This is a genomic window from Aquamicrobium sp., assembly GCF_023954335.1.
GTDB lineage: Bacteria > Pseudomonadota > Alphaproteobacteria > Rhizobiales > Rhizobiaceae > Aerobium.
The window spans coordinates 1,611,876-1,634,897 of sequence record NZ_JAMLIE010000001.1 but is presented as its reverse complement, the minus strand read 5'-3'; the positions used below and the strand labels follow the sequence as shown (position 1 = coordinate 1,634,897).

At 62.1% G+C, this 23,022-nt stretch carries 28 protein-coding genes and 3 pseudogenes; 7 read left to right on the top strand and 24 right to left on the bottom strand.

Annotation, left to right across the window (positions count from 1 at the left end; translation table 11 throughout):
* Nucleotide 1: 1 nt before the first annotated feature.
* From M9945_RS08100 to M9945_RS08065, 8 genes and pseudogenes are all read right to left on the bottom strand, one after another.
* The gene (locus M9945_RS08100) at nucleotides 2–1,015 is read right to left on the bottom strand and encodes a head maturation protease, ClpP-related (protein ID WP_367944099.1); all 1,014 of its coding nucleotides are present in this window, start codon (nucleotides 1,013–1,015) and stop codon (nucleotides 2–4) included.
* Nucleotides 1,012–1,170 carry a hypothetical protein gene (locus tag M9945_RS08095; protein WP_167518142.1) on the bottom strand — a complete coding sequence of 53 codons (159 nt, stop codon included), beginning with the start codon at nucleotides 1,168–1,170 and terminating at the stop codon, nucleotides 1,012–1,014. The genes M9945_RS08100 and M9945_RS08095 overlap by 4 nt, the downstream gene beginning before the upstream one ends.
* Entirely contained in the window at nucleotides 1,167–2,129 is a 963-nt protein-coding gene (locus tag M9945_RS08090) for a phage portal protein (RefSeq protein ID WP_367944098.1), read from the bottom strand. Before M9945_RS08090 ends, M9945_RS08095 begins: the two co-directional genes overlap by 4 nt.
* Nucleotides 2,024–3,158 (bottom strand): annotated as a pseudogene (locus M9945_RS08085) (IS3 family transposase). The gene M9945_RS08090 and the pseudogene M9945_RS08085 overlap by 106 nt, the downstream one beginning before the upstream one ends.
* 32 nt (nucleotides 3,159–3,190) lie before the next feature.
* Nucleotides 3,191–3,745 (bottom strand): phage portal protein, encoded by a 555-nt coding sequence (locus tag M9945_RS08080; RefSeq protein WP_367944097.1) that lies wholly within the window; start codon nucleotides 3,743–3,745, stop codon nucleotides 3,191–3,193.
* Between the two features lie 27 nt (nucleotides 3,746–3,772).
* Nucleotides 3,773–4,039, bottom strand: coding sequence for a hypothetical protein (locus M9945_RS08075; protein WP_367944096.1), 267 nt, complete (start codon nucleotides 4,037–4,039; stop codon nucleotides 3,773–3,775).
* Nucleotides 4,036–4,506, bottom strand: a complete 471-nt coding sequence (locus M9945_RS08070) for a hypothetical protein (RefSeq protein ID WP_367944797.1) — start codon at nucleotides 4,504–4,506, stop codon at nucleotides 4,036–4,038. Before M9945_RS08070 ends, M9945_RS08075 begins: the two co-directional genes overlap by 4 nt.
* Nucleotides 4,434–4,826: a hypothetical protein gene (locus M9945_RS08065; RefSeq protein WP_367944095.1), complete on the bottom strand. Its 393-nt coding sequence runs from the start codon at nucleotides 4,824–4,826 to the stop codon at nucleotides 4,434–4,436. Before M9945_RS08065 ends, M9945_RS08070 begins: the two co-directional genes overlap by 73 nt.
* Before the next feature lie 167 nt (nucleotides 4,827–4,993).
* Between M9945_RS08065 and M9945_RS08060 the strand changes: the two are divergent.
* Both M9945_RS08060 and M9945_RS08055 read left to right on the top strand, forming a co-directional pair.
* Nucleotides 4,994–5,116 (top strand): annotated as a pseudogene (locus M9945_RS08060) (DUF2924 domain-containing protein); the annotation flags it as partial.
* Nucleotides 5,113–6,108 (top strand): annotated as a pseudogene (locus M9945_RS08055) (recombinase family protein); the annotation flags it as partial. The pseudogenes M9945_RS08060 and M9945_RS08055, both read left to right, overlap by 4 nt.
* Here M9945_RS08055 and M9945_RS08050 read toward each other — a convergent pair.
* Complete coding sequence (locus tag M9945_RS08050; protein WP_367944796.1) at nucleotides 6,066–6,527, bottom strand: tyrosine-type recombinase/integrase; 462 nt, start codon at nucleotides 6,525–6,527, stop codon at nucleotides 6,066–6,068. The pseudogene M9945_RS08055 and the gene M9945_RS08050 overlap by 43 nt on opposite strands.
* An 844-nt stretch (nucleotides 6,528–7,371) precedes the next feature.
* Between M9945_RS08050 and M9945_RS08045 the strand changes: the two genes are divergently transcribed.
* Together M9945_RS08045 and M9945_RS08040 are read left to right on the top strand one after the other, a co-directional pair.
* Entirely contained in the window at nucleotides 7,372–7,599 is a 228-nt protein-coding gene (locus tag M9945_RS08045; RefSeq protein WP_367944094.1) for a helix-turn-helix domain-containing protein, read from the top strand.
* On the top strand, nucleotides 7,599–8,084 hold the full coding sequence (locus M9945_RS08040) for a hypothetical protein (RefSeq protein WP_367944093.1): 486 nt from the start codon (nucleotides 7,599–7,601) through the stop codon (nucleotides 8,082–8,084). The genes M9945_RS08045 and M9945_RS08040 overlap by 1 nt, the downstream gene beginning before the upstream one ends.
* Before the next feature lie 568 nt (nucleotides 8,085–8,652).
* Here the strand turns inward: M9945_RS08040 and M9945_RS08035 are convergent.
* The 5 genes from M9945_RS08035 to M9945_RS08015 all read right to left on the bottom strand — a co-directional run bounded on the left by M9945_RS08035 (nucleotide 8,653) and on the right by M9945_RS08015 (nucleotide 10,933).
* Nucleotides 8,653–8,844, bottom strand: a complete 192-nt coding sequence (locus M9945_RS08035) for a hypothetical protein (protein ID WP_367944092.1) — start codon at nucleotides 8,842–8,844, stop codon at nucleotides 8,653–8,655.
* Nucleotides 8,845–9,092: 248 nt separating this feature from the next.
* Nucleotides 9,093–9,764 carry a hypothetical protein gene (locus M9945_RS08030; RefSeq protein WP_367944091.1) on the bottom strand — a complete coding sequence of 224 codons (672 nt, stop codon included), beginning with the start codon at nucleotides 9,762–9,764 and terminating at the stop codon, nucleotides 9,093–9,095.
* The gene (locus tag M9945_RS08025) at nucleotides 9,761–9,886 is read right to left on the bottom strand and encodes a hypothetical protein (protein WP_367944090.1); all 126 of its coding nucleotides are present in this window, start codon (nucleotides 9,884–9,886) and stop codon (nucleotides 9,761–9,763) included. The genes M9945_RS08030 and M9945_RS08025 overlap by 4 nt, the downstream gene beginning before the upstream one ends.
* Before the next feature lie 10 nt (nucleotides 9,887–9,896).
* On the bottom strand, nucleotides 9,897–10,310 hold the full coding sequence (locus M9945_RS08020; protein ID WP_367944089.1) for a hypothetical protein: 414 nt from the start codon (nucleotides 10,308–10,310) through the stop codon (nucleotides 9,897–9,899).
* A 281-nt stretch (nucleotides 10,311–10,591) separates the two neighbouring features.
* Entirely contained in the window at nucleotides 10,592–10,933 is a 342-nt protein-coding gene (locus M9945_RS08015) for a P27 family phage terminase small subunit (RefSeq protein ID WP_367944088.1), read from the bottom strand.
* A gap of 194 nt (nucleotides 10,934–11,127) precedes the next feature.
* Here M9945_RS08015 and M9945_RS08010 point away from each other — a divergent pair, with 194 nt between their 5' ends.
* Entirely contained in the window at nucleotides 11,128–11,343 is a 216-nt protein-coding gene (locus M9945_RS08010) for a hypothetical protein (protein WP_367944087.1), read from the top strand.
* A gap of 9 nt (nucleotides 11,344–11,352) precedes the next feature.
* Here the strand turns inward: M9945_RS08010 and M9945_RS08005 are convergent, their stop codons facing one another.
* The 8 genes from M9945_RS08005 to M9945_RS07970 form a co-directional block, all read right to left on the bottom strand.
* Nucleotides 11,353–11,595 (bottom strand): cold-shock protein, encoded by a 243-nt coding sequence (locus M9945_RS08005; protein ID WP_367944086.1) that lies wholly within the window; start codon nucleotides 11,593–11,595, stop codon nucleotides 11,353–11,355.
* Nucleotides 11,596–11,818: 223 nt separating this feature from the next.
* Nucleotides 11,819–12,937, bottom strand: a complete 1,119-nt coding sequence (locus tag M9945_RS08000) for a phage major capsid protein (protein ID WP_367944085.1) — start codon at nucleotides 12,935–12,937, stop codon at nucleotides 11,819–11,821.
* Nucleotides 12,930–13,199, bottom strand: coding sequence for a hypothetical protein (locus tag M9945_RS07995; protein ID WP_367944084.1), 270 nt, complete (start codon nucleotides 13,197–13,199; stop codon nucleotides 12,930–12,932). Before M9945_RS07995 ends, M9945_RS08000 begins: the two co-directional genes overlap by 8 nt.
* Complete coding sequence (locus tag M9945_RS07990; protein WP_367944083.1) at nucleotides 13,199–13,696, bottom strand: hypothetical protein; 498 nt, start codon at nucleotides 13,694–13,696, stop codon at nucleotides 13,199–13,201. The genes M9945_RS07995 and M9945_RS07990 overlap by 1 nt, the downstream gene beginning before the upstream one ends.
* Nucleotides 13,697–13,827: 131 nt before the next feature.
* Nucleotides 13,828–14,805 (bottom strand): hypothetical protein, encoded by a 978-nt coding sequence (locus tag M9945_RS07985; protein WP_367944082.1) that lies wholly within the window; start codon nucleotides 14,803–14,805, stop codon nucleotides 13,828–13,830.
* On the bottom strand, nucleotides 14,795–14,986 hold the full coding sequence (locus tag M9945_RS07980) for a hypothetical protein (RefSeq protein ID WP_367944081.1): 192 nt from the start codon (nucleotides 14,984–14,986) through the stop codon (nucleotides 14,795–14,797). The genes M9945_RS07985 and M9945_RS07980 overlap by 11 nt, the downstream gene beginning before the upstream one ends.
* 382 nt (nucleotides 14,987–15,368) lie before the next feature.
* Entirely contained in the window at nucleotides 15,369–16,991 is a 1,623-nt protein-coding gene (locus M9945_RS07975; protein ID WP_367944080.1) for an AAA family ATPase, read from the bottom strand.
* A gap of 142 nt (nucleotides 16,992–17,133) precedes the next feature.
* Nucleotides 17,134–17,406 (bottom strand): hypothetical protein, encoded by a 273-nt coding sequence (locus M9945_RS07970; protein WP_367944079.1) that lies wholly within the window; start codon nucleotides 17,404–17,406, stop codon nucleotides 17,134–17,136.
* A gap of 689 nt (nucleotides 17,407–18,095) precedes the next feature.
* On the opposite strand from M9945_RS07970, the gene M9945_RS07965 reads away from it, so the two are divergent.
* A complete protein-coding gene (locus M9945_RS07965; protein ID WP_367944078.1) occupies nucleotides 18,096–18,671 on the top strand; it encodes an HdeD family acid-resistance protein in 576 nt (191 codons plus the stop codon).
* 45 nt (nucleotides 18,672–18,716) lie between these two features.
* On the opposite strand, the gene M9945_RS07960 is transcribed toward M9945_RS07965, so the two are convergent.
* Both M9945_RS07960 and M9945_RS07955 read right to left on the bottom strand, forming a co-directional pair.
* On the bottom strand, nucleotides 18,717–20,267 hold the full coding sequence (locus M9945_RS07960) for a phospholipase D family protein (RefSeq protein ID WP_234951986.1): 1,551 nt from the start codon (nucleotides 20,265–20,267) through the stop codon (nucleotides 18,717–18,719).
* Nucleotides 20,268–20,385: 118 nt separating this feature from the next.
* A complete protein-coding gene (locus tag M9945_RS07955) occupies nucleotides 20,386–21,321 on the bottom strand; it encodes a patatin-like phospholipase family protein (protein WP_367944077.1) in 936 nt (311 codons plus the stop codon).
* Nucleotides 21,322–21,939: 618 nt separating this feature from the next.
* Between M9945_RS07955 and M9945_RS07950 the strand changes: the two genes are divergently transcribed.
* The gene (locus tag M9945_RS07950) at nucleotides 21,940–22,779 is read left to right on the top strand and encodes a universal stress protein (RefSeq protein WP_073063277.1); all 840 of its coding nucleotides are present in this window, start codon (nucleotides 21,940–21,942) and stop codon (nucleotides 22,777–22,779) included.
* The last annotated feature ends 243 nt before the right edge of the window (nucleotides 22,780–23,022 follow it).

Genomic DNA, 23,022 nt, shown 5'->3' with positions numbered 1-23,022 from the left:
GTCAGCCTCCGAGAATCGATGCAGCGACCGCGACCAGCATCAGGACGGTGATGACGAGGACCACGGCGGCCGGCAGGTCGCGCCTTCCGGCGGCCGGCGCAACGCCGACGGGTGATGTCACAGGTTTGCGCGTAGGCGCGCTCGGCGACCGAGACGCGGCGGTTTCATATCCCGCACCGGACAGTGCCGTCTCGAACGCACGGGCGTATCCGGCGATCGGGGCCGCGCGGTCGGTGCCGTTAACGACGCGGCGCGCGCCGACATAGTCCTTCTTTGTGCCGGCTACGTAATCCGGCAGCTTCCTGCCGGTGAAGGTGCCGAGCATCATGCCGTCGATCAGGATCGTGGTGGCATGGTCGATCCGAGCGGCGAGCGCCGGGTTGCCGACGAGGTCGACGCCGAGGCGATTTGCCCACTCGGTGTAGTTGCGCCGGCCGGTGATCTGGACGAAGCCGCGCCCCTTGAAGCGCCTGCCGTCGCCCGGCTGCGTGTTGCCGAGCGTGGCCCGCCCTTCATAGGCAGCGCCCGAGGCGTACTCCTCCATGGTGCGTAAGCGGTCGCTTTCATGATAGGCGGTGGCGAGGATGCCCCAGGCATTGTGCACCATCATGAAGGAGCCGAGCCCCATGCGGATGTCGTCACCGGCCATGGCGATGATGGAAGCAGCGGAAGCCGCCCAGCCCAGCACCTCGACCGTGACCTTCGCTCGATGGGCCCGCAGGAGATTGTAGATCGCGATCCCCTCGAACATGTCGCCGCCCGGCGAGTTGATGCGGACGGTGATGTCCTTGCTCCCGATCGACCGCAGCGCTGCCGAGATGCGGTTTACGGTGACGCCGCCACCGGACCAGCCATCCTCGCCAATGACGTCGAACATGGAGATCGTGGTGTCGGCATCGTCTGCGGCAACAAGCGGATGTTCGGCCCATTTAGCCAGCACGTCGCTCGGTGCGTCCCACTGGTAGTTCTGCGGCCGAGGAAAGACCCGCGCTTCGGGCAATCTGCGAAGGCTCATCGAACGTTCTCCAGCGCCAACAGGAAAAAGTATCCGCCAAGCGTGATGCCGGCGATGAAGGTGCCAAAGTGGAAAGCAGGGTTGATGACCGCGAGGCTGACAACGCCCATGACCACCATCGTCGCGGCCAGTTTCAAACTATCCAGAAGGCTCATCTGCTTTCGTCCTCATCATTGGGGTCAATGTCACCATCGCTGCCGCCATCATCCTCATGGCGATCGCGGTCCCCACCTGCCGGCACCCCGGCGGTGTTCGGCGGCGGATAGAAGATGTCGCCACCCTCACGCGGGTTCTGGTCTTCGAGCGCACGGATCTCATTGGGGCTGTAAACGCCCCATTGCAGCCCTTTGACGTAGGCCTCCCAACGGGCCTTGATGTCGCCCTTGACGAGCGCCGCCCGGTTGAAGCGGGCATAGAGCATGTCGTCCGCGCCGATCAGGTCGCGGTTGATCGCCTCTTCCCACATGGTCAGATGGTCTTCGAGCGTATATGCAACAAAGCCGATCGACTGCTGCTCGATGCCGGTGCCCCAGCTGGTGGATTTCTCCGTGTCGCCAATCATGTGCGGCGGGACACCGAAGAACATGGCAATGTCGGTGCGCGAGAATTTCCGGCTCTCGATCCACTGCGCATCTTCCGCGGTCATGGCGATGCGGGCATAATCCATGCCTTCTTCGAGGATCAGGTTCTTGCCCTCCTGCTCACCGCCGGACCGGAACTCCTCCAGACCAGCCTTCAGATGGGCGACGGCCTCTGGCCCGAGCTTGTTCGGGTGTTTCAACACGCCGCTGACGCGAGCACCGTTGCGGAAGGTGGTAGCGCCATGATCTTCCATGGCGAGCGACAGGCCGATGGTCTCGCGGGCGTAGGCAATAGCCGAGACACCATGGACACCATCGAGCGTCAGCCCGACGAGATGAAACACTTCATCCTGGCGGAGCCGGATATGAGGTGGACCCGCTTGGTGAGACAGTTTGGCGGCTTGGCTAAGGTGGATCGGGTTGGTTTTTACGCCGCCAATTTCTCCATCATTTCTGCCGTAGCATAGACCTCGTCGGGTGTCCTGCCGTCGAAGGTCGAGTGGGGGCGTCGCCGGTTGTAATAGTCGATCCATGAACCGATGCCAGCCCGGGCCTCACCGCCTGTCTCGAAGGCGTTGAGGAAGACGCACTCGTATTTGAGGCTGCGCCACAACCGCTCGATGAAGACGTTGTCCATCCACCGGCCGCGCCCGTCCATGGAGATGCGGATGCCGGCATCCTTCAACGTCGTGGTGAAGGCAAAGCTGGTGAACTGGCTCCCTGATCGGTGTTGAAGATGTCGGGCCTGCCATGGCGGGCGATCGCCTCTTCCAGAGCGGCGACGCAGAAGTCGGTATCCATCGTGTTCGACAGCCGCCAGGCCAGCACCTTGCGGCTGAACCAGTCCATGATGGCGACGAGGTAGAGGAAGCCGCGCCGCATGGGGATGTAGGTCACGTCGGCGCACCAGACCTGATCGGGGCGCTCAATGTTGAGATGCCGCAGCAGGTAGGGATAGATGCGGTGCTGGGGATGCGGCTCGCTGGTCTTCGGCGCTTGGTAGATCGGTGACAGGCCGATCTTGCGCATCAGCCGCCGGACCCGCTTGCGGCCTACGCACCAGCCCTGACGGCGTAGGTGCCGCGCCATCTGTCTCGAGCCATACCACGGCATTTCCGTGAACGCCTCGTCAATGAGGCGCATCAGTTCGAGGTTCTCGGGCGTCTCGCCCGCCGGCTGTCGATAGAACGAGGCCCGCGAGATCGAGACCAGTTCGCACTGGCGGCGGATCGAGAGCCGTTCGTGATCGGGATCGATCATCATTCTCCTCCGATCCAGGCTCAGCGATCGAAGGCTTTGGCCAAAAAATCCCGCTCCACGACGAGCTGGCCGATCTTGGCGTGCAGCTTCGTCACCTCGGCTTCCCGGCCGGCCTGCGCATCCGAAGCCCTGTCGTCGAATGCCTTGGCCAGGTTCTCGATGGCCTGCCGTTTCCACTGCGTGATCTGGTTCGGATGAAGCTGGTGCTTCGTCGCCAGTTCCGAAATCGTCCGCTCGCCGCGGATCGCCTCAAGCGCAACCTTGGCCTTGAACTCGGCCGTAAACCGTCTGCGTGTCTTCATGCTGGATCGTCCTTTCCATCGGGCGATCCACCTTATGCCCCTGTCTCAGAAACCGGCACCACCTCTATATGCCGCCCGTCCTGGCGGGTGTAGGTGTATTCTACCCCGAGGTCGTCACCTTGCTTCACCACGACGCGGTCAGGATGCAGCGGGATCAGTTCCTGCACCAATCCCCGTGACCGGACGATCATCGCATAGGCATTGCCGCGCAGCAGTAAATGCGCCTGCAGCATCCGTCGAAACTGCGATGGCGTCTGCCAGCGGTTGGGCTTTTTCCGCAGCACAGACCAGATCGGCGTGTCCGAGGCGTCCTCACGGGTGCGTTCGTCGACACGGCGCTTGATATGCAGCGGCAAGGTCGCCACGGCGCCCGAGATGATGCGCACACAGGCATAGACCGCTGCCACCCGCATGGCCGCGTCCGGCGTCACCATGGTTCCGGATGCCGTCACGGCACCCGACCGTAGCGCCTCCTCCAACTGCTGGCTCGTGGCAATGACGATCCCGCCACCCCCATCCTGGAACGAGGCGCGCGGAGATGCAGCCGGCGGTTTGAAACCACCGAACCAGTTTGACCAGAATGCCATGGGGTTCTTTCGTAAGCCGTGCCGCCGCTACAGCATCAGAATGCCGCGGCTCTCGTAGACCGAGCGGCCGGCATTAACGTCTCGGGCAAGCGCCCGGCCATGGCGCGCCTCCCTATCGGAAGGGCGCGGGCCGTAGAGCTTCTCGCCCAGCTGGCGGACCAGTTCACGCTCGGGCCAGGTGAGGCGATCGTCATCGGCGGAGACCGCGAGGACGCCCTGTTCCCGCCAGCCCTCGCGCTTGACCTGCTCGGGATCGCGGCGCCGACCGCCGTAACCGTGGGGATGCCATCTCATGCGACACCCCCGTTCGTCTCGATCGCCCAGAGCAGGATGGCGATGGCGTCGGCCTCGTTGTCGTCGGCCGGGCTGAAGCCGCGGGCGCGGACGGCGGCGACCATGGCGGCTTTGTCGGCGTTGCCCTTGCCCGAGGCGTGGCGCTTGATCGTGCCGACCGGAACGCCCTCGTAGGGAACGCCGCGCAGTTCGGCCCATGCGGTCAGCGTGGCCATGAGCCCGCCGTAGATATGGCTCGCGTCGGTGCCCGCGTGGCGGCGGACCTCCTCGAACCAGATCGCAGCAACCGGCCCGGACAGCCGGTCGATCTCGGTCAGCCAGTTGGTGAAGCGAAGATAGCGCATGCCGCCGCCGTCGAAGCGGCCGGGGCGCAGCGAGACGGTGCCGCTGGTGATCAGACCGTCATGGCCGCGGATCGCCCAGCCGGTCGTGGTGCCGAGGTCGAGCGCGAGGATGCAGCGGAGCAGTCCGCCACCGTCCTCCATCCGAACCGGAGGGTTGGTGACGGGTGTGACGGATGTGACGGATGGTTCCCTATCCGCTCCACAGGCGCGCACATGCGCGCGCGTAGGCGCCAGTAGAGGTGCAGCTTGCGCTGGCCCTCGGCGGTGACACCGCCGGACGCCACTTCAAGCGTCGGGCATCCGAGATGCTGCACGAGGTGGTCGCGTTTCGCGCCGATGTCGCCATTGTCGAGATCGACCAGCACGACCTGCGTCTGCACGATGCTTTCCGCCTTGGCGTCGCCAGGGGCGGACACTGTGCCGGGCGCCACGAACAGCGCCATGCCGACGCCGCTGGCCCATGTGGCCTGCAGCGCCAGTTTCGCCGCGAGCGTGGCGTCCGCTTCGATGAAGGGGACATGCGGCGGGCCGTCGCCGGCACCTTTCTCGGCCAGCGCACGGACCGGAACCCAGCCGTCGCAGTGTCGAGCAGGTCGTCACCGTCACCACCGACGGCTTCGAGTGGCAAGGTCGGCCGTACAAGTCGCTGTCCGCCATCGCGCGCGCCATCACCGGCACGCGCTGGAACGGCTGGGTGTTCTTCGGGCTCAAGAACCACAGAGGGCGGACATGACGAAGCCGCCCGAAAAATCGAAGGTCGTCCGCAAGCTGCGCTGTGCGGTCTACACCCGAAAATCCTCCGAGGAAGGGCTGGAACAGGAATTCAACAGCCTGCACGCCCAGCGAGAGGCCTGCGAGGCCTACATCGCCAGCCAACGCTCCGAGGGCTGGGTGCTGGTCCGCGATCAGTATGACGACGGCGGCATTTCCGGCGGCACTCTGGAACGCCCCGGCCTGAAGCAATTGGTGGAGGATATCGAGGACGGGCTGGTCGACGTGGTCGTCGTCTACAAGATCGACCGTCTCAGCCGCTCGCTGGCCGATTTCGCCAAGCTGGTCGAGGTGTTCGACCGGAACGGCGTGACGTTCGTCTCGGTCACGCAATCGTTCAACACCACCACGTCGATGGGGCGGCTGACGCTGAACATCCTGCTCTCGTTCGCGCAGTTCGAGCGCGAGGTCACGGCCGAGCGCATCCGCGACAAGGTCGCGGCCTCCCGCCGCAAGGGCATTTGGATGGGCGGCGTGCCGCCCTTCGGCTACCGCGTCGGGCATCGGAAACTGGTGGTCGACGAAGAAGCCGCAACGCATGTGCGCTGGATTTTCGACCGCTTTCTTGAGATCGGGTCCTGCACGGAACTGGCGCGGGAGGTCGGCACGCGGGGCCTCCGGACGCCGCGCGGCAACAGGATCGACAAGAAATACATCTACCGGATGCTCAGCAACCGCGCCTACCTCGGCGAGGCGGTCCACAAGGGCGACAGCTATCCCGGCGAGCACGACGCCATCATCGACCGCGAGATGTGGGACCGTGTCCATGCGATCCTGCAGGAGAGCCCCCGGAAGCGCGCCGCCCGTACACGCGCCGACACGCCCGCGCTGCTGAAGGGGTTACTGTTCGGGCCCGATGGCGCCGCATTCTCGCCGACGCATACCCGCAAGGGCGACCGGCTGTACCGCTACTATGTCAGCCAGACGGTGCTGAAGCATGGCGCTGGGTCGTGCCCGGTCGGCTGGCCGCGCCTCGTCAGGAACACTGGGCCTTCCCGCCGATTGGATTTCCGAAGCTCCTCGACCACACGCTCGGCCAGCGGCACGCCCCGGCTTTCGCCGTTCTTCGTGTCGACAAAGTTCACATGCCGACGCTCAAGATCTACATGCCGCCAGTCCAGCCATACAGCCTCACCAGCGCGAGCGCCGGTATAGAGCAGGAACACCATGAGCGGACGGAAGGCGGGGTCGCAAGCGTCAATCAGGCGGTTCGCCTCGTCGATCTCGATCCAGCGGATTCGGCCCTCGGGCTGTTCCGGGCGCTCTATGACGGGCGCGGCGCACCAGCCACGCTTTGCAGCATGGTGCAGGACGGCGCTGGTCGGCGTGAAGAACTGCCGGTTCCGCGTCGCCGCCTTCGCCTTCGGGTACATCTTCAGCGCCCCGTTCTCGATGGCTGACTGGTCGATGCGCGACAGGAGTATCGTGCCGAAATGTGCAAGCGGCTTGTCGAGGAAGCGGCGATTGCCGCCCTTTTCCAGATAGTCGAGCGCGGCCTGCGCGAACGTCATGGTGACGGCGCGGCCGTGGATCGACTCTTCTAAAAGTTGGTTTTCCCGCTTTACGCGGATTTCTTCGGCCTTTTTCTTGTCAGGAGTGCCTGCGCTTTCGTCAACGCGGATGCCGCGGACGGTGCCGCGCAAGTACCAGTTGACGGCCCCGTGCCGTCTGACGAGTTTGAGGGGCATGGTAACGCCTCATATAGCTTGTGAACGTCATCAATCGAGAAAACAATACATCGTCCAAGCTTCCGGCCCACGCCAAACTTGCGTGCCTGGTCCAGAATGCAGCGCTCGCTGACAGGGAAGACCCTGCCAGCAAGTTCGCTCGCCGTCCTGAATGACGGCCAGTTATCATTCGCAGCGGTGCGCATCAGGGGGCTGCGCGGTCTCTTGGTGCGCCGTAGGCGACTGTCTCGGCAGCGGCGATAAGATCGGAGCAAATCGCCCCCACAACATCGCTTCCGGTCCAGAAGCCATTGCCATCGCGTATCCCGGAGCGTTCAAGCTCCATGATCCGAATGGCCTCCGGCAAAGGCGATGCAAGGCGTTGAGGTCACCCTCGAACATATAGCCGCCATCGGGGATGGTGGTGAGGGCGGGCGTTGAGACCTTGTTAAGCATGCTGGCTGGCTCCTTGTTGCGTCACGAAATCGGTATGTGGTACTGATAACCTAACACAATCGGTACGTCAACAGGAAATCGGCACAGGGTTACGATGAACGCTGTTCAAAGCAAAATGGCCCGCGCGGCGCTCGGCTGGGGCGTAAGGGACTTGGCGCAGGCCGCTGCCGTGTCAGCCGATACGGTTTCGCGACTAGAGCGCGGGGAAGAACTTATGCCGCGCACAGTGCAGGCCATCCGCACCGCCCTAGAAGCAGCCGGAGTAGAGTTCATCAATGACGAGCGTGGCGACGGCGTGGTGAGGTTGCGGGATAAGTCGTAGTGCCCTCCAAGCCCATCCTGATATACAAGCTGACGCCGAGCCAGATCGCCCTCGTTGACCGTCTTGCCGGGGCCGAGAACGGCTTGGTATTGGACGATATGGAATACCGTGAAGTCGTGGTCTGGCAGGAACTCGACAAGCTCGGCATGGTGCGCACGAACCCCAAGAGGCGAAAGCTCGCTATCGTCCTGACCGAACTCGGCAAGCAGGTCCGTGCGAACGGCTACTTCTCCAAGAAGCCGGTTGTTCGCCTAACCGAACCACAGATCGCTGCGTTGCGGTTTCTCGCCGGTGGCCCGCGAGGCTACAATGAAATGCCCAGCCACATGGTCGACGTCTGCCGACGCCTGGGTCTTCGCGGCTGGGCTGAATGGCAGGGCGACATCCACGGTCCACGGTGGATGCGGATCACGCCGGCAGGCTGGCAGGTGCTGAAGCTGGTGGACAATGGCGACGGACCGGGCGTTAGGCTGCGGAAGGAATAGTGCGAGAATTTCTCGCACTTTGTGGGCGCAAGTGAAAACATTAGGGAGGGTAGCTGCCCTAATGTTGAGACGCGGAAGGAGTAGGTGCGAGAATTTCTCGCACCAGTCTTTCCGCACACGCGCCGGCGGCTTGCCGGCCTAATTGGGTATGGGTGCCCATACCTATCTCCTACATCCTCGCGCGCGTGCACGAGGGGCGACGAGAGTGAAGTGGTTGGGCGTCCTCCCCTTTCACTTGCTACGCCCGCGCGCGTGCGCGGACGCGATCGACGGCTGGCTGGCATACGGCGCGGCGTTGAACGAAGGGCGGGCGCTGTTTCCGGTTGGAGACAATGCGCGGTTCTCGGATTGGATCACCAGCATTACAACCGACAACTTGTCGGTTGCCCCCAACGATCATGAACGCGCCGCCGCCATGTGGGCTGCGGCGGAAGAATTGAACACAAAATGGCGTTCACGGGACCTCCCCAAATTGGGGACACCCTGCCATTGACTCCTGACGACGTTCTTATATTGTTCTCTCGCTGCACTCAGCAGTCCCAGCGGCCCGGTCCACCCGCCCCCCCCTTCAAAGGGCCGGGCCGCTTTTGTCACGAGAAAGCTTATCGTCGACAATCACCTGCTCCATCGCTGCAACAACGCACTCTCGCGTCCAGCCAGCATCAACGGCGGCAGCGATCAATTCTCCAACTGCATCACGAATTGCTTCTTCGCATTCAGTCTGGGTGGCTGCATCACTGCTTGGGGTTCGGACAATCATCTCGGCGCTTTCGATTTCATTTTAGGTGCCCCTCCTGCTGAGTGTCTGGGAGCGAAATTGACGGCTTCCGTTCGGACAGAAGCATCTGAGTCATGATCGCCAGACCCAGAACGCCGCCAAGCAGGAGGGTAGCGAAGCCCATAAGCATTCGTCCCAGAAAATACGCGAAGAATGATCGCTTCGGTTTCATGCAGGAACAACGAGCCATGAGCCAGCCCGTTCCGTGGACCGAGGTCGGGCTGGCCGCTCTAAGCCGCCTCCAGCCATCCCGCCTCCCGGCCCGCAATCTTCGCGAGGTCTTCGGGCCACGTCCCGATACACCGGGTCATGAGGCCGTCGCGCGACAGATGCGACCATTGCCCAAACGCTCCGACCGCACGCCCCGCTAGATGACCGTCCACGCCTTCACCGGGCGCGTCACGCTGCGCAGATAGAATGGCCATGCCATCGCGCGCGCCGTAGGCCGGGTCGAACAGCGCAGAGATTGTCGCGCTCGGATACGGACGGAGATAGCGCGTCACCGGACGCAGGGTGAAGGCAGGCTGACCGTTATGGGACATCGTGGCGAGCGCATAAGCTTCATATCGATCGCGACTTTCAGACCAGCCGCCGATTACGATTTCGCAATTATTTAGGAGGGCCTGACCAGCCCGGCGCAGTTCCAATGTGCCGTTGCGCACTATCTCCGGCAGGTGCTCGACCAAGCCGTCGAATGTCTCTATGGCAGCATCACCAATGGCGGCAGCGATCATATATCCGGCAATTGCGGTGCCAGATGTCGCGATCGCCGCATCAAGCCATGGCAAGGACAAAACCTTGGCCAACCGGCCCACCGCCGCTTTTGCTGATGGCATGTATGTGATGCCGTCGGTGATGAAGTGGATCCCATCGTCTTTGACAAAAACGTTGATTGCCGTCATTCGCAGCCCTCCGGATTGTATTCTTCAAAGTTGGTTGAAAGTAGCGGTGTGCCGATCCCGCCAGCCATAAAAACGCTGATGGCGCTAGTGACGAGGCCGGCGACGGCCGTAAAAAGGGCCATTGTCTATCTCCTAAAGTTTTACGTTGCTTTTCTGCGCCTTGCGCACGGTGGAAATAACCGTCGCCGGCAGGTCGCGCTGTAGCTTGACCACCTGCTGCTCAACCCGCGCCAGCGCGGCGGAATCAGCGCCCGGCGCGCTGATGTTGATCGGCACCGACACCGTGACGTTGCCGCCACCGCCCCCACCCATAGCCGCCAGCTTCGGCATCACCGGCGCCTGTATCGCGGCCGGCTTTACCCCGCCGAGCCGCATGGCCTCGCCCGCCGGGCGAGGCAAGGCCATCATATAATCGCGGTAGGTTTCCCATGCCGCGCGCATCTCGTCGTCGCTGCGGTCGGAAAGCCATCCAATGTCTAGGTCAATCTCGGTTTTCCAGTCGGGCACCGCATGGCGCCGCCGGTCCTTGCGTTTACGGACGGGCATGCCGCGCCTCCAAACTGCGATAGATTGCCATCGCTTTGGGCAGGTATTCCCACCGAATCCCAAAAAGCCGCGGGTGGTAACAGCAAGGCGGACACAGCGGCATGGCCAGCGCGCCTGTCTCGTCGAGGAGGTCGTGGAGGCGCCAGTGTTCGGGCCAAGGATGGAACCCACCGTTGGGGGGGGGGCGCTTTCGATATAGGCGCGGAACGCTTCGCGAATCTCCGGCGTCACGTTGAACTCGGCGCGGGTGGCGCGCCTGTTTCTACGGGTGCGCACCGGCATCAGGCTCGACTCCCATAATCTCGGGTTCTTGCCATGCGAGGCGCCTCCGGCGGCGGCTCGACGTCGAGGCCAAGCTCCCGAATGAGGCGCGCGAAACCGATCCGGCTATCCCGCTCGATGGCGATTTCCGGTCGGGCTTTCGGCTGACCGAAGCGGTCGGCGAAGGTCATCCCGTCGCGATCGATAACCTCGCGAGCGGCTTGCCCCCTGTCCCATGCCTCGGCGGCAAGGGTGAGCAGCCGCACATGATGCGGGTCAAGGTCGTAATCGGCCACGACCGACGTAAACCAGCGCCGGGTTGCCGCCCGAAGGTGGCCCGGTGGTCTTGCATTGTTCACCATTATTGAACGCCTTTGGATTTTTTGTTTGAACCGGGGCAGCGCTCGTCAACGCGCGGGGACCCCGGCGGTACGCGACCCCTACGTCGCCGGACTTCAGAAGGCCCCCCTGTCACAACCAGTTACAACCCGTGAATTGCCGCCATGGAGTGACTCAGCGAAGATGAGTCTTCGGGCGGAGACGGTCTGGAGGTGACATGGCGGAACGCAACCGCATCAATGCGCCAGCGCACGACGCGCGCGGGACACTCGCGACCCTGGAGGAGTGCAAGTTCGCACTAACCCCATCGCTTTCGAAGCTGGTCGAGATGGCGGAGGCCGCCGGCTGGCAGCGCGATCACATAGCGATCGCAATCGCTATGTTCGCCGACGAGACCTTTACAGGGGCTCCGAGCCGCGTGGGAACACACTAACAGTGTGCATCAGGCCGCTCCGAAAACGCGGTCGACTTCCTCGCGGGCGACGGAGATCGACCTGACATTAGATGCCTTCGGCCTGCCGTCCCGACCATCAACAAGGTCATAACTGAAGGCGTCACCTACATTAGGGGCGTGCCCAATGTCGCTAATGTGCACGAACACGCCGCGCGCCAGCGGCTGCTGGTCATCGCTAAGGAAGCCAAAGCCACGGTCCTCAATCCATTTTTCAATCTTGCCGAAGGGCATCCAACCATCCATTGCTATGAGAAAAAAGCCCGCGCCGCGAGCAACGCCATATGTGGCGAAGGGGTCTCTCGGGCGCGGGAAGTGGCCTGCCGGTAGCCGCCCATAGGGCCGGCTGGCCCGGTGCGGCGAGGTGCGCTACGTCATGGCTATGACCATTCGGCGGCGGCAACCATGACGCTTGTAGGCGCGCGCTTGAAGCCCAAGGAGGTTGCCGCCTTAGCTGTTAGCCGCTGGTCGCGGGGTACAATTCGCCAGCCACGAAAGCTTCAGGCCTGAAGACTGCGAGAGCCAATCTCAGTTCGCACCTTACTGTCGCGAGATTGCGAACAAAATCGTCCTCGTTCTCGGTCGACAGCAACACCTCGACATCGAGCCGGTCAAAGATAGTGGCGCCGTCCTGGAATGCGCCTACGACGAATTCACCGGCCGGCATCGCGTTGGTGGCAACTACAGGCAGGTTCCAAAGCTGTTGAGCCTGCGATCCGAAAGGCGACTGGCTGGAGATATATCGTTCGTCGCCATCCTTGATTCCAAGCATTCGGCGCCAGTCCCTGCGGTTGAGCACGATCGCATTCACGGGCACATCGGCATCTTCAGCCTGGCTGATCGCCTGATTCACCCGATCAAAAGCCGTGTCAGCAGCGTCAGAGAACTGCGGGTCGAAGACGGCGGCCTGCGGGATGATACCGTTCAGATTCTGGCCCGTACCGTCGCCAAACAGCACCTGCTGTTCCTCGACGAACTGCAGGCCGTACGTACCGCGTCGACCAACATAAGCTGCCAGGGCCGGAGCGTCGTCCAGCATCTGGCGCGAAATCTTGAAGGTATGGGCCAGAGTGCGGACGGGCGCGGTTACCAGGTTGAAGGTCAGGTCCGACTTGGGCTTCGTAGTGCCCTCCGAAACCGGGCGGGCATTGTTGGTGAAGCCAGTCTCTTTCGCGAACTCGACAGAACTAGACGTGGTACGGGCTGAACCGATGACGTCGCGGATACGGAGTTCCCGCTGGTAAGGCGTGACAATGCCGTCAACACGATGGCCAGGAACAAGGCTAGTGCCCGCGGACCTGCCGGCGCCTACAGTGCCGTTACCGCTGGTGATGTCAGCGCGCTCGTCCTGTAGTTTGACTACGGCACGGCCGCGGAAGGTTGAGGTGAGGTTCTGAACGTCCTTGCTGTCGAGCAGTGCGGCGGCAAGCGGGAGATCGTCGTTAGCCGCGATGTAGTCGCCGGAAGGCTCACGCGCAGCGCGTTTTTCCAGTTCAGAGAGACGCGAGGCGAGGTCGGCGGCCTTTGAGTTAAACTGTTCGCCGACTTCGGTGATCATCGAGGCGATATTAGTCATTCAAAAATTCCTTCAGAAGATTGATTTCGTTTTGGATGGCCGGCGTCGCAGTACCGGCTTCAATGCGTGTTTCGAGTTTGGCTAAAGAGATAGCCGCCGACATGCGGTCGTCGCTGATTCCTTGCGATGCCAAAGCCTGCCTGGCATCGTGGATCGCTGCGGCGAGGCGAATGTTGGTCGATGGATCGACATCCGCCGATGGCGTGTCGTCGTGTTCGACGGCAGCGCGAGCGGCCGCGTCGATCAGGTCAGATATTTCCATTAGTGGTTCCTTATTATCGTGATTGCCGCCACCGCATCAGCGTGGTCCGGCGGTGCGCCCGAGAGTTCGGCAACGATCGCCGCCAGCGTTGGTCCGGTTACGAACCGTGCCGGGCCGTCTTCAGCGGGATTGCCGAACACGAGGTGGTGGCCGTTGAACGTCGCTGACGCGCCGTCCTGTTTGACTATCAGGTCGCCGGGCTGAGCCTGGCCGCGGAGAACGGCCAGTAGGGCGTCGGCGAGGCGCCCCCCGTCCTGGCTGCGGTAATCGCCAACTGCCGAGGCAGTATCAGGCACACAGCCGAGGCCACGGTCGCCGATAACGGCTAGTAGCAACGTGGCTGCATGACCCACTTCGACCTCAGGGGGGTATCGCCGGCTGCCCTCTGTTATAGGAAGCAGTCCTGCGTGCTGGAGCCGTGAAGCGATTGCTGAAACGCGGCCCGGTCGCACGTCGAGACGGCGTGCAAGGATTTGTACGACCTCCGACAAACGCATGGTCGCCTCCAATTTTTGTGGGATTTCGAATTAAGGGTGAAAGAAAAGCCCGGCCGAAGCCGGGGCTGTGAAATGGCGGTCGAGGATGGGGTGCTCCCCTACTCATACCCGCGCGGCGCAGGCCGAAACGGTCATGCTGCGAGAAGTTTTTCTGCTTCTGCCAACATTTTCTCGGTGACGCGGCGACCATTGTGCGCGGTCGGCGTCAAATCGGCGGCGCGCGCCACCTCTTGGAAGTTGTCCGCATCGAGGATGACGCGAAGCATCCGCGCCGTCGCGGCGGGCGTTCGCGCAAGGAAGTCCGCCCACGCATCTGCCCTGTCGATCTCGGCTAGCGCAGGGTGCGCCGATGGCGACGCGGTTGTTTCCCGAGGCATCTCAGCGTCATCGCTGCCGCGCGCGTCGCCAATGTCATAAGACGGCGTGACGCGCTTCCCGTTTTTTGCATAGGCGACGAGGGCGCCGCGATGGAAACGCATCCCGAAAAACCGGCCGCGACTGCTGCGCCCGCCGATCTCGACTATCTCGCCATTGCCGCGATACGGTTTTGTGTACTTCACCCCACCCTCGAAACGTTCAACGGTTCCATTGCGGTGGACGACGACGCGGCTGCGCATGCCGTCCGCATAGGCGTCAAGAAGGTCTTCGACATTGCCGGGGTCGATATCATGACGGTAATCGACGTCGACGCCGGTATTATCGTTTGCCGAGGCGAGGGTCAGGTCAGGCTGGTCAAGTTCGGCAGGCCGGGCGAGCTCGCGAAGGCGGCACAACGTCCGATAAAGCGCGGGTGACGATTTGCGCAGGGCGTTTGGTATGCGGTCGGGCGTGCTGACGGTCGTCGGCACCACCGGAGCCGCGGCAGGGCCGTTGTCGTTTGCGGCGACGGGCGCGCGCGGCTTGGGCGGTGGAGGCAGGTTCAGAACGACGGCCGGGGCCGGAATCAGTCGACGGCGGGCTGTTGCCGGCGGAACAGGCAGGCCTGCGCTGCGAGCCTCGGTTTCGGTCTGCCGATCGTGGACGATCTCGCGGAACTCCTGCCAGCTCATCCGTCGCCCCCGAAGCGCACCGTCAAAACGCGCCGGCCGGCTCATCAGATCACGCCGCATCGCTGACATCCTCCCGATTATCGTTCGCCGGGCGCAGCAATTGCGGGAGATCGAACGAGCGCGGCCGCCGGCCTGTTGGGTTGGTGCCGTTCATTCTAAAGAGTCGTTCGTCTCGGAACGGCACCTTGGCGTCGTGCTCGGTCCAGCGGCGGGCACGGGCTCGGGTGGCGGCAAGGTTCATGGGTCCTCCTGGCGTGGTGGTGGTGCTGTTAATATAGTACGCGCGCACGAAAACCGCGGGGGCGGTGTGGGGCGGGCTGTCTTGTGAAAAATCGACTGTCCCGTCGACATGGGGCGGCAAGGCCGCAGCGGAGGCCGGCAAGGCGGCGGGACTCATGGTCCAATCTATAATATTAGGAGCGACTCGGCGGTTTATGTCAACACCCGCCAAGTCGGGGCTGGAGTCAAGTTTTTTATCTGCGCCGACACCCTGCGCCGAAGGCCATTTGCGACGATACGATTTTCTTGCGATGACACCGCAACGACGACGCATCCTCAAGGGATTGCGTCGTCATCGCAGTGCTTTTTGTGACGACTGCGACAACCCTTTGCGACGACGCTTTTTACATCGTCGCAGCCGGCCTTACGAACTTCCTTTCGTGTCTGGTCACGGGGTCAACTTCATCGGATATTTCCAGTTCACCGCTTTCAATCCATGCGACCAGCATGGCCCTTGCCTCGTCCTTGTCCGCCGCAATGCCGGTCTCAATCAGAACATCACCGGCCCACGGCTTGCCCTTCGGATCGTACTTGTAGCCGCCTGCCCCCAGCCGCACTTTTAACCCGGCAAGCAGATCGTCCGGCACGTCCGCCACGACAGCCCGCCGCTGCTCGGCTGCCCGCTCGGCAAGGATGTCGGCGGAAGGCCAGCGCCAGTGCTCCACGACGCCGATCTCGTCGCCGGTCTTCACCAGGCCCTTACCGTTTCCAAGCGAAACGCTGACAAAGCGCCGCCATTGGCTGCGGCCAGAAGCGACCATGTTCACCTTGCCGTGGTCGATCCTGAAATAGCCGTCCGGCTTCTCCAGCCCGACCTTCTCGGCTTCGCCGGCGGTCATGGCGTTAAGCACGCGCATGCCGCGCGTCTTGTCCTTCAGCGCACCGCCGCCACGCGCACTGTCGGCGGTGACTTCGCTCTGGCTTTTGACGACGTGGTGGATCACCTCAACGCAACAGTTTGCCCGGTCAGCAACTTCCGTCCAGGCCTTTGCCACACGCTGCATCGCACCATTGTCGTTCTCCGGCACCTCGTGCGTCGAAACCAGCGGGTCTATGATGACGACATCGATCTGGCGACGCTGGATTTCTGTTACCATCTCGTCGATCAGTGGCTGGCAGACTTTGAAGCCTCGCCCGTCCTGCCGCATGATGACGAATTCCTGCTCGCGACCGGAGTCTGTAAAGAGCCGATCGCCGATCTGCTCCGCAGTCACGTCGAAGTGCTTGGCCGCCGCGTGGAAGCGCCGATCGATTTCGTCTTGCGGGTCTTCGGCGTTGATGTACCAAACCCGCAGCGGCGCAATGAGCGGGCCGTCGGGATCGAGCAATGGCCGGCCCGTCACCATGGCCAGGGTCTCCGAAACAGCATGGGCGGACTTGCCGCCGCCACCGGCGCCGACTGTCGATGTCAGGTACTTCCGGATGTAATGCTTGCCATACAGCCAATCGCGTTCCGGCAGGCTAGAGGGATCGCGAAGGACGAAGGGCGTAGCGTGGATGGGAGGCCGCGGCTGTGTCTGATATGGCTCGAAATATGGCTCGCCGTCATCGCCAATGATGGCAACACCAAGCTTGCCCTCGTGCCAGCAATTCGACAGGAAGTGCCTGCGCGTATCTCCATCGAAGCCCATCGTGCCCGAGCCAAACATCTCGCGCAGTCGAACCTCGTCCGATTGCGGACGATTGTCATTCGCGGCCACAGGGGCAACGGATTCCCGCTCGGCACGGTCGATCCGAGCGATATTTCCGCAAATAACATCCGTCACAAGATCGACCGCTTCCTCGTTCGGCTCGCCGTCGACCTGCACCACGATGGGCGTTCCCTCGCGCCATACCGTGACAACGCTGGCATCGTTACCGTGACCGATGAATCTGGCGAAGCTATCCGTCAGGATGGCCAGGCGGGGAATGTCGTCTTCTGTAATATCGGACCAGTGCGCGACGGGCGTCAGGTCATAGCGGGTCAATCTGTCCCGGCGCATCAATGGCGGCACAAGAACGGAATCGCCAGCCAGCCTGTTGCACATATCCCTGAAGGGCCTCCACGCGGCCCTGCGGGGGTCGGTCGCCCCCTTCGGCTGGTCGCGGCTGTTGGTCGAAGGAGTTGAGTTAGGCTGCGCTTGCGTATTCACGGTCATCAATACCTACCTGCTGTAGCGTCATTGAAACGATGTCTCGGCGGATGTCTGGCGCAAGCGCGAGAATCGGCGCGCCATTTTTGGCGAGCGGGCCGTAGACCAGCATTCGCCCGTCTGGTGCCTGTACAATTGAGCAATCGAATATGACGACGCCATCGACCACTTCGAGGCCGAAGCGCGCCACCATTCTAAAGCCTCGCGGATTCGGCTCTTGGCGAACCGCCCGCGCGTCCTTGATGCGCATGGAATCTCCTTTTCAGTTGTCGGAACCAGAACAGCCAGAGAACAGAGTCCCCGGATTTTCCCCCACTTTCATGGGGGAATACACGTTTTGTTCTGGTTTGAAGTGTTGGGGAAAGGGGAGTGCCCCTAAACCCTGCGTTCTGAAAAGTGAATGATTTCAAGTCGCTGGCGGGCCGCGACCGATAGTGATGATCACTACATTTACGCTATAGCTTTCTGGGGCGCGAAATCTTTGTGAAGCAAAACGAGAAGCGATATCGTCGCGGCCTCGTGGAAATTCTGGTTCTCGAATAGTGGGAGGGCAGCGGTCCCTCGTTTCGTTGGCCGCCATGTCTGCCTCAATCCCTGACACGAATTCCCACCTTGACCGGAACGGTTTTCAAGGTAGCATCAATGCGAGGCAAGTTTGTGAGCGGTCAAAACCAGACGATCCCGTGCGGCAAGACCAATCGCGGAACGATCGATTCCGAAACGATCGGATCGCTGTTTCCGGTTGTGCGTGAGGTCCAACCTGCTAAGGTTCCGGTCGGATGTCGAGCTTCGCAGGACGCGTCTCGCTGACTCCACCGCCCGGTCGGGAAGCCCGCTTCCAGAGACCACTTCAGGAGCAGCTCGACGCCTCCGATGCGCAAGTATGCACTTCATGGTTCGTCCGATACCGCCAACTGACGCAGAATTGGGAAAGCAAGCATGATTGCCACAATATTCGGTCCGATCGCGAACAAGGATCTGATGCTGCTGCGCGAACGGTGGGGACTGCTGCTGGCATTCGGGCTTGCGATCTGCGGCCTTGGCATCGTTGCGTTCTTCAACGTCACGATCGCCACGGTGGCTTCGATCTATTATGTCGGCGCCACGATGCTGATCGCGGGGATATTGCAGATTGCCTACGCTTTTCAGGTGAGTGGGTGGCGACCGTTCCTGAACTGGTTTCTGATAGGCCTGCTTTATTCGGTCGCGGGTGTCCTTGCATTCTTCAATCCGCTGCTTGCCTCGTCGGTTCTGACTCTGCTTCTCGGGTTCAGCCTTCTGGTGGTGGGCGTGTTGCGGATTGCGGCCGGCTTCTCGCTCCGGCCGGCGAGTTTTGCGAGCTGGATGTTGGCGGCCGGAACGGTCACGCTCCTTGCCGGGATCATCGTCCTGGCGGGCTGGCCTCTCAACAGTCTCTGGCTGATCGGAATGCTGCTCGCGGTCGATCTGGCTTTTCACGGGGTAGCGCTGGCGGTGTTCGCCATCATGCTCAAGCGCTCGCATCAAGCGGGTTAGACCCGACCGACATTCGGCCAACGTAGCTTGCCGAACTACGGCTCTTCAAAGCAGCCATTCGATCGGGAGCAGACCGAGAAACCAGAGGGAAAAGCGCGACAGGGTATTCGTTCCCGGTTCCTCCTCGTGGCGGATCGGCTTTCCGTCAATTCCGACTTCGTCCCACACCATCGCGCCGTCGTCGGTCAGTTTCGGCACGTAACTCATCAGCCGATAGCGTTCCGAATAGGCGGCGGAAAGCCCGCATGCCATGCGCGGACTGTCGATGACGACGCCCATCTCGGTATTGAGGAGCAGGGAACGCAGATCGAAATTGAACGAGCCGATAAAGATCCGCTCTCCGTCGACAGCGAGGGTCTTGGAATGAAGGCTTGCGCTGGACGAGCCTACGAGCCCTCGGGCGTCGGGTTCGTCCTGCACCGCGAACTCGGGCTTCAGTTCGTAAAGCTCAACGCCCGAGCGCAACAGATCCGGCCGATACTTCACATAGGCGCTATGCACGACGACCACATCGGTAGCCGCCTGCGAATTGGTGAGTATCCGCACGCTGACGCCCTGATCTGCAGCTCGAGCCAGCGCGGCCGTGAATTCCCTGCCCGGAACGAAGTAGGCGGAGACAATATCGACCGAACGTGACGGCCTGGACAGCAGCGTCATCAGTTGAGTGAAAAGCAGGTCGCGGTTCTCGGCCTCTCCAAGTCCCTTGGCGGGATCGTCGCTGACCAGCGCGACCTTGACCCATTCGAGCGTCAACTGGCCCGCGGCCATCCGGGTGACGATGTCGGATTGCCGCAGCCGTTCGGCATAGAGCCTGCCCTCCGCCGATTCCCCCGCCTCCTTCGCGTCCGAAATCAGCCGGTCGAGCGAACCCTGCCCCGGATCGTCGACGATTCGATCGATCGGGTGGGAGGAACGGCTTTGCCAGTAGCGGTCGAAGTCGCTGCCGATGTCGGCGGCGGCCTGACCCGCGACCATGACGTCGGTATCGATGTACCCGACGCCTGTCCCGAATCCGAAATAGATGTCGCCGATGTTACGGCCGCCAAGGATGCTGACCGCTCCGTCCACGGTGAGCGACTTGTTGTGCATCCGCCGATTCAGCCGAACGAAATCGAACGCGTAGCCGAGCGTCTTGAAGCTGCGCAGGATGAAAGGATTGAACAGTCTGACTTCGACGTTCGGCAAAGCGTCGAGGGCGGCGAGATCCTCATCGAGACCGCCTATGCCGTTATCATCAAGCAGGAGGCGAATGCGCACCCCGCGCTCAGCCGCCTTGCGCAACTCGTCAAGCAGGATCAGCCCGGTCGCGTCACGGTTCCAGATGTAGTACCGGACGTCGAGGGCCACCTCGGCAGCACGAATCAGCGCTACGCGGGCCGCGAAAGCATCAGGGCCATCGAGCAACGGCAAGACGCCGCTCTCTCCGCCCTGTCGCGCTGCCGGTGCCAGCAGGGCCGCGCCGAGCGCGGTCGATACCGACGCTTCGACGGCCTCGGAGACGGTCCGTCCCTCCAGCGAGGGGGGCCTGAATAGGATATGGGCGGCGGCCAGAATCGCGATGACCACAGCCAGCGTCAGGCCGATCTTCTTCAGCACGTGTTGTGGCACCCCCCTCTGTCTACAGCACGTCGCATCCAGCGTATCTTATCCAAGTGTCCGGGGAAAAGCGCCAATTACGAAGAGCGGAAGAGTTGTCGCGATCTTCCCGGCGGCATCAGCACGACAGCATATCCCTGATCGCACCGATGGTCCTTTCGACCGCGGCGCGACCGGCGGCGATGGTTTCCTTTGCGCGATCGAATTCGAGCAGGTTGATGGAAGCGACCTCCGGTGCAATCATCACATGCGGCGGCTCTCCCGCCAGCCGCGAACGGGTGATTCTTTCCTGCATGATGTTCAGGGAATTGACCAGCACGTCGAAATAGCCGGGGGATTGCGGCCCGCCCTTCACCAGATAGGGCAAAATATGCTCCGCAGGGCTGCGCAGGCCTGCCGGCACCTGACCCAGCATCTGCGACACCCGCGCCTCGCGCTCCGCGTCTTCGTTGCCGCCGAGGCCGGCGCGCAGCTTTTCCCTGCGTCGGTCCAGAAGCCCCTCGCTGACGCTGACGGCGATGACAAAGTCCGCGCCAAGCGCGCGACAGGTCGAGACCGGAACTCGGTTGATCAACCCGCCATCGACGAGCCACCTGACTTCCAGCAAGACCGGGCTGAAAATCCCGGGCATCGAGATCGAGGCGCGTATCGCGGCCGCCGCCGGTCCCTTCTCCAGCCAGATTTCGCTCCCGTCGGCCAGATCGGTCGCCACCGCCGCGAACGCAACGGGAAAGGATTCAATCAACTGGCCAATGCCCAATTCGACCAAGAGGTTCTGGATACGTTGTCCATCGACGACACCGCCCCTGGTAAGGCTAATGTCGAGGAGCGACACCATGGCCTTTCGGTCCAACGCTTCGGCCCATTTCCGTAGCGCGTCGAGCCTGCCGGCGGCATAGGCGCCACCGACCAATGCGCCCATCGAGGTGCCGGCAATGGCGACTGGCTCGATGCCCGCTTCGAGCAGCGCTTCGATGACGCCGATATGCGACCACCCTCGCGCGGCGCCGCCGCCGAGCGCCAGACCTACCTTGTAGCCATTGGCGCCAACCACCGTTCCATTCCTGCCGCGTCGCGGCATTTTGCCGTTCCGATGGAACGTGCTCAAAATGTCGCTTGACCGCAAGTGGATTGAAAGTCGGAAGACAACGTATGGCCCGCCCGTCGGCAAGAGGTTTATTTCTGATGGCAACTATTGGTCTGCATCAACGTATACGGCGTATCGGCTGAAGCCGTCGCCAAGATGGAGATCCGCACGTTCAGTGTTGGAATTGGGAACTGGTGTTCATACCGTTCCCCTGACGCGTAGTTGATGCTCTGGTCAAAATTCTTCTGTGCAGGGCTTTTAACGGCGTTGCGTATTCTGGGAGATCAGGCCGGTCCTCTCAAGAACCTCGACGACTGCCAAAACTCATGCGATTTTGTCGCGCGCCAGACCAAATTCGTCGATCGATTCTTGGAATGCCAGCCGGGATGGCGACCGAACTACAGTCTTTTTCGGCACGGGTTTCCTCGCCAGCGGCAAATGACCCTGCTCGGCCTTGCAAGTATTGGCTGCGGAATCCAGCTTACAGGTTAGAATTTGTCGCAATCTCGGGACAGGTCAATACCGTTATTGCAAGCATTGGGAGCCCGGATCAAAATGAGACAAGGTGCAACGACGCATCCCAGGATGTCCACAGGACCGTTCAAATCCATTCTGGTCGGCATTCCAGGCGGTGAGAGGGTCGAAACGCCGGCCCTGAAAGCCGCGATCGCGATAGCCCAGCGCTCCCAGGCCGTGGTTTCGCTTTACGTCTTCGCACCATCTATCAGTGAACCCTTGCCGATATCCAATGCTAGAGCAGTTGGCTGGCTGGAGGCTGAGAGTGCAAGGCTAGAAACGCTCAGTGCCGCCGCAACGCATGCGGCCGGCAAGGTGATCGCGCGGGCAGGCGTTGATTTTGTTGCCGAGCATCCGCACTCCCCGTTCGAGACAGGGTCGTACCGATTCGTCCATATAGCGCGGGTCAACGACATCACAGTGCTGGATGCGGTCGATGCCGCCGATGCGGCTCTCCGGGAGGCTGCCGAAGATGTTTTGTTCGATAGCGGAAGGCCTGTGCTACTCGTGCCTCCTCATGGCGGCGCGGCATCACCGCAACGGATTGTCGTCGCCTGGGACGGCAGCGCTCGCTGTGCGCGTGCAGTCCGGGATGCGTTGCCGCTTCTTGCCGCCGCGTCGATGGTCGTGGCCGTCACGGTGACGGGGGAGAAGGATCTCTCGCGCATGGCACCTGGATCAGACCTTGCCACTTATCTGGCCCTGCATTGCATTGACTGCAAGCTTGCTACCCTTGTGGCCGAGCGGCGTGACGTAGCCGAACGGCTGCGCCTTTTCGTGGCGGAAGAGGAGATCGACACGATCGTCATGGGCGCATTCGTACATTCGCGTTTCAGGCAGGCAATCCTTGGCGGGGTCACGAGTTCCTTGCTCGACCAACCTCCGGTTCAATTGTTCATGGCTCACTAGCGAGACCAGAATTTTTGTTACCTCCCTCGACGTGGTCCGGAAGCGAAACCGCAAGTCCTTGCGCACAATATGCGTACCGAAATCCGCAATCCCACCTCATCTTCCTGGCTGGCGGGACGGACATTGAATTCGAAGCCGGCGCCGGCAACCCGGGTCGCTCTCAAAGCTTTGGCCGCCAGGAAGCTGGTCGCTGGCTGACAGAGGCTCGAAGATCATATTATTGTACAACGTTTCTGCAAAGAA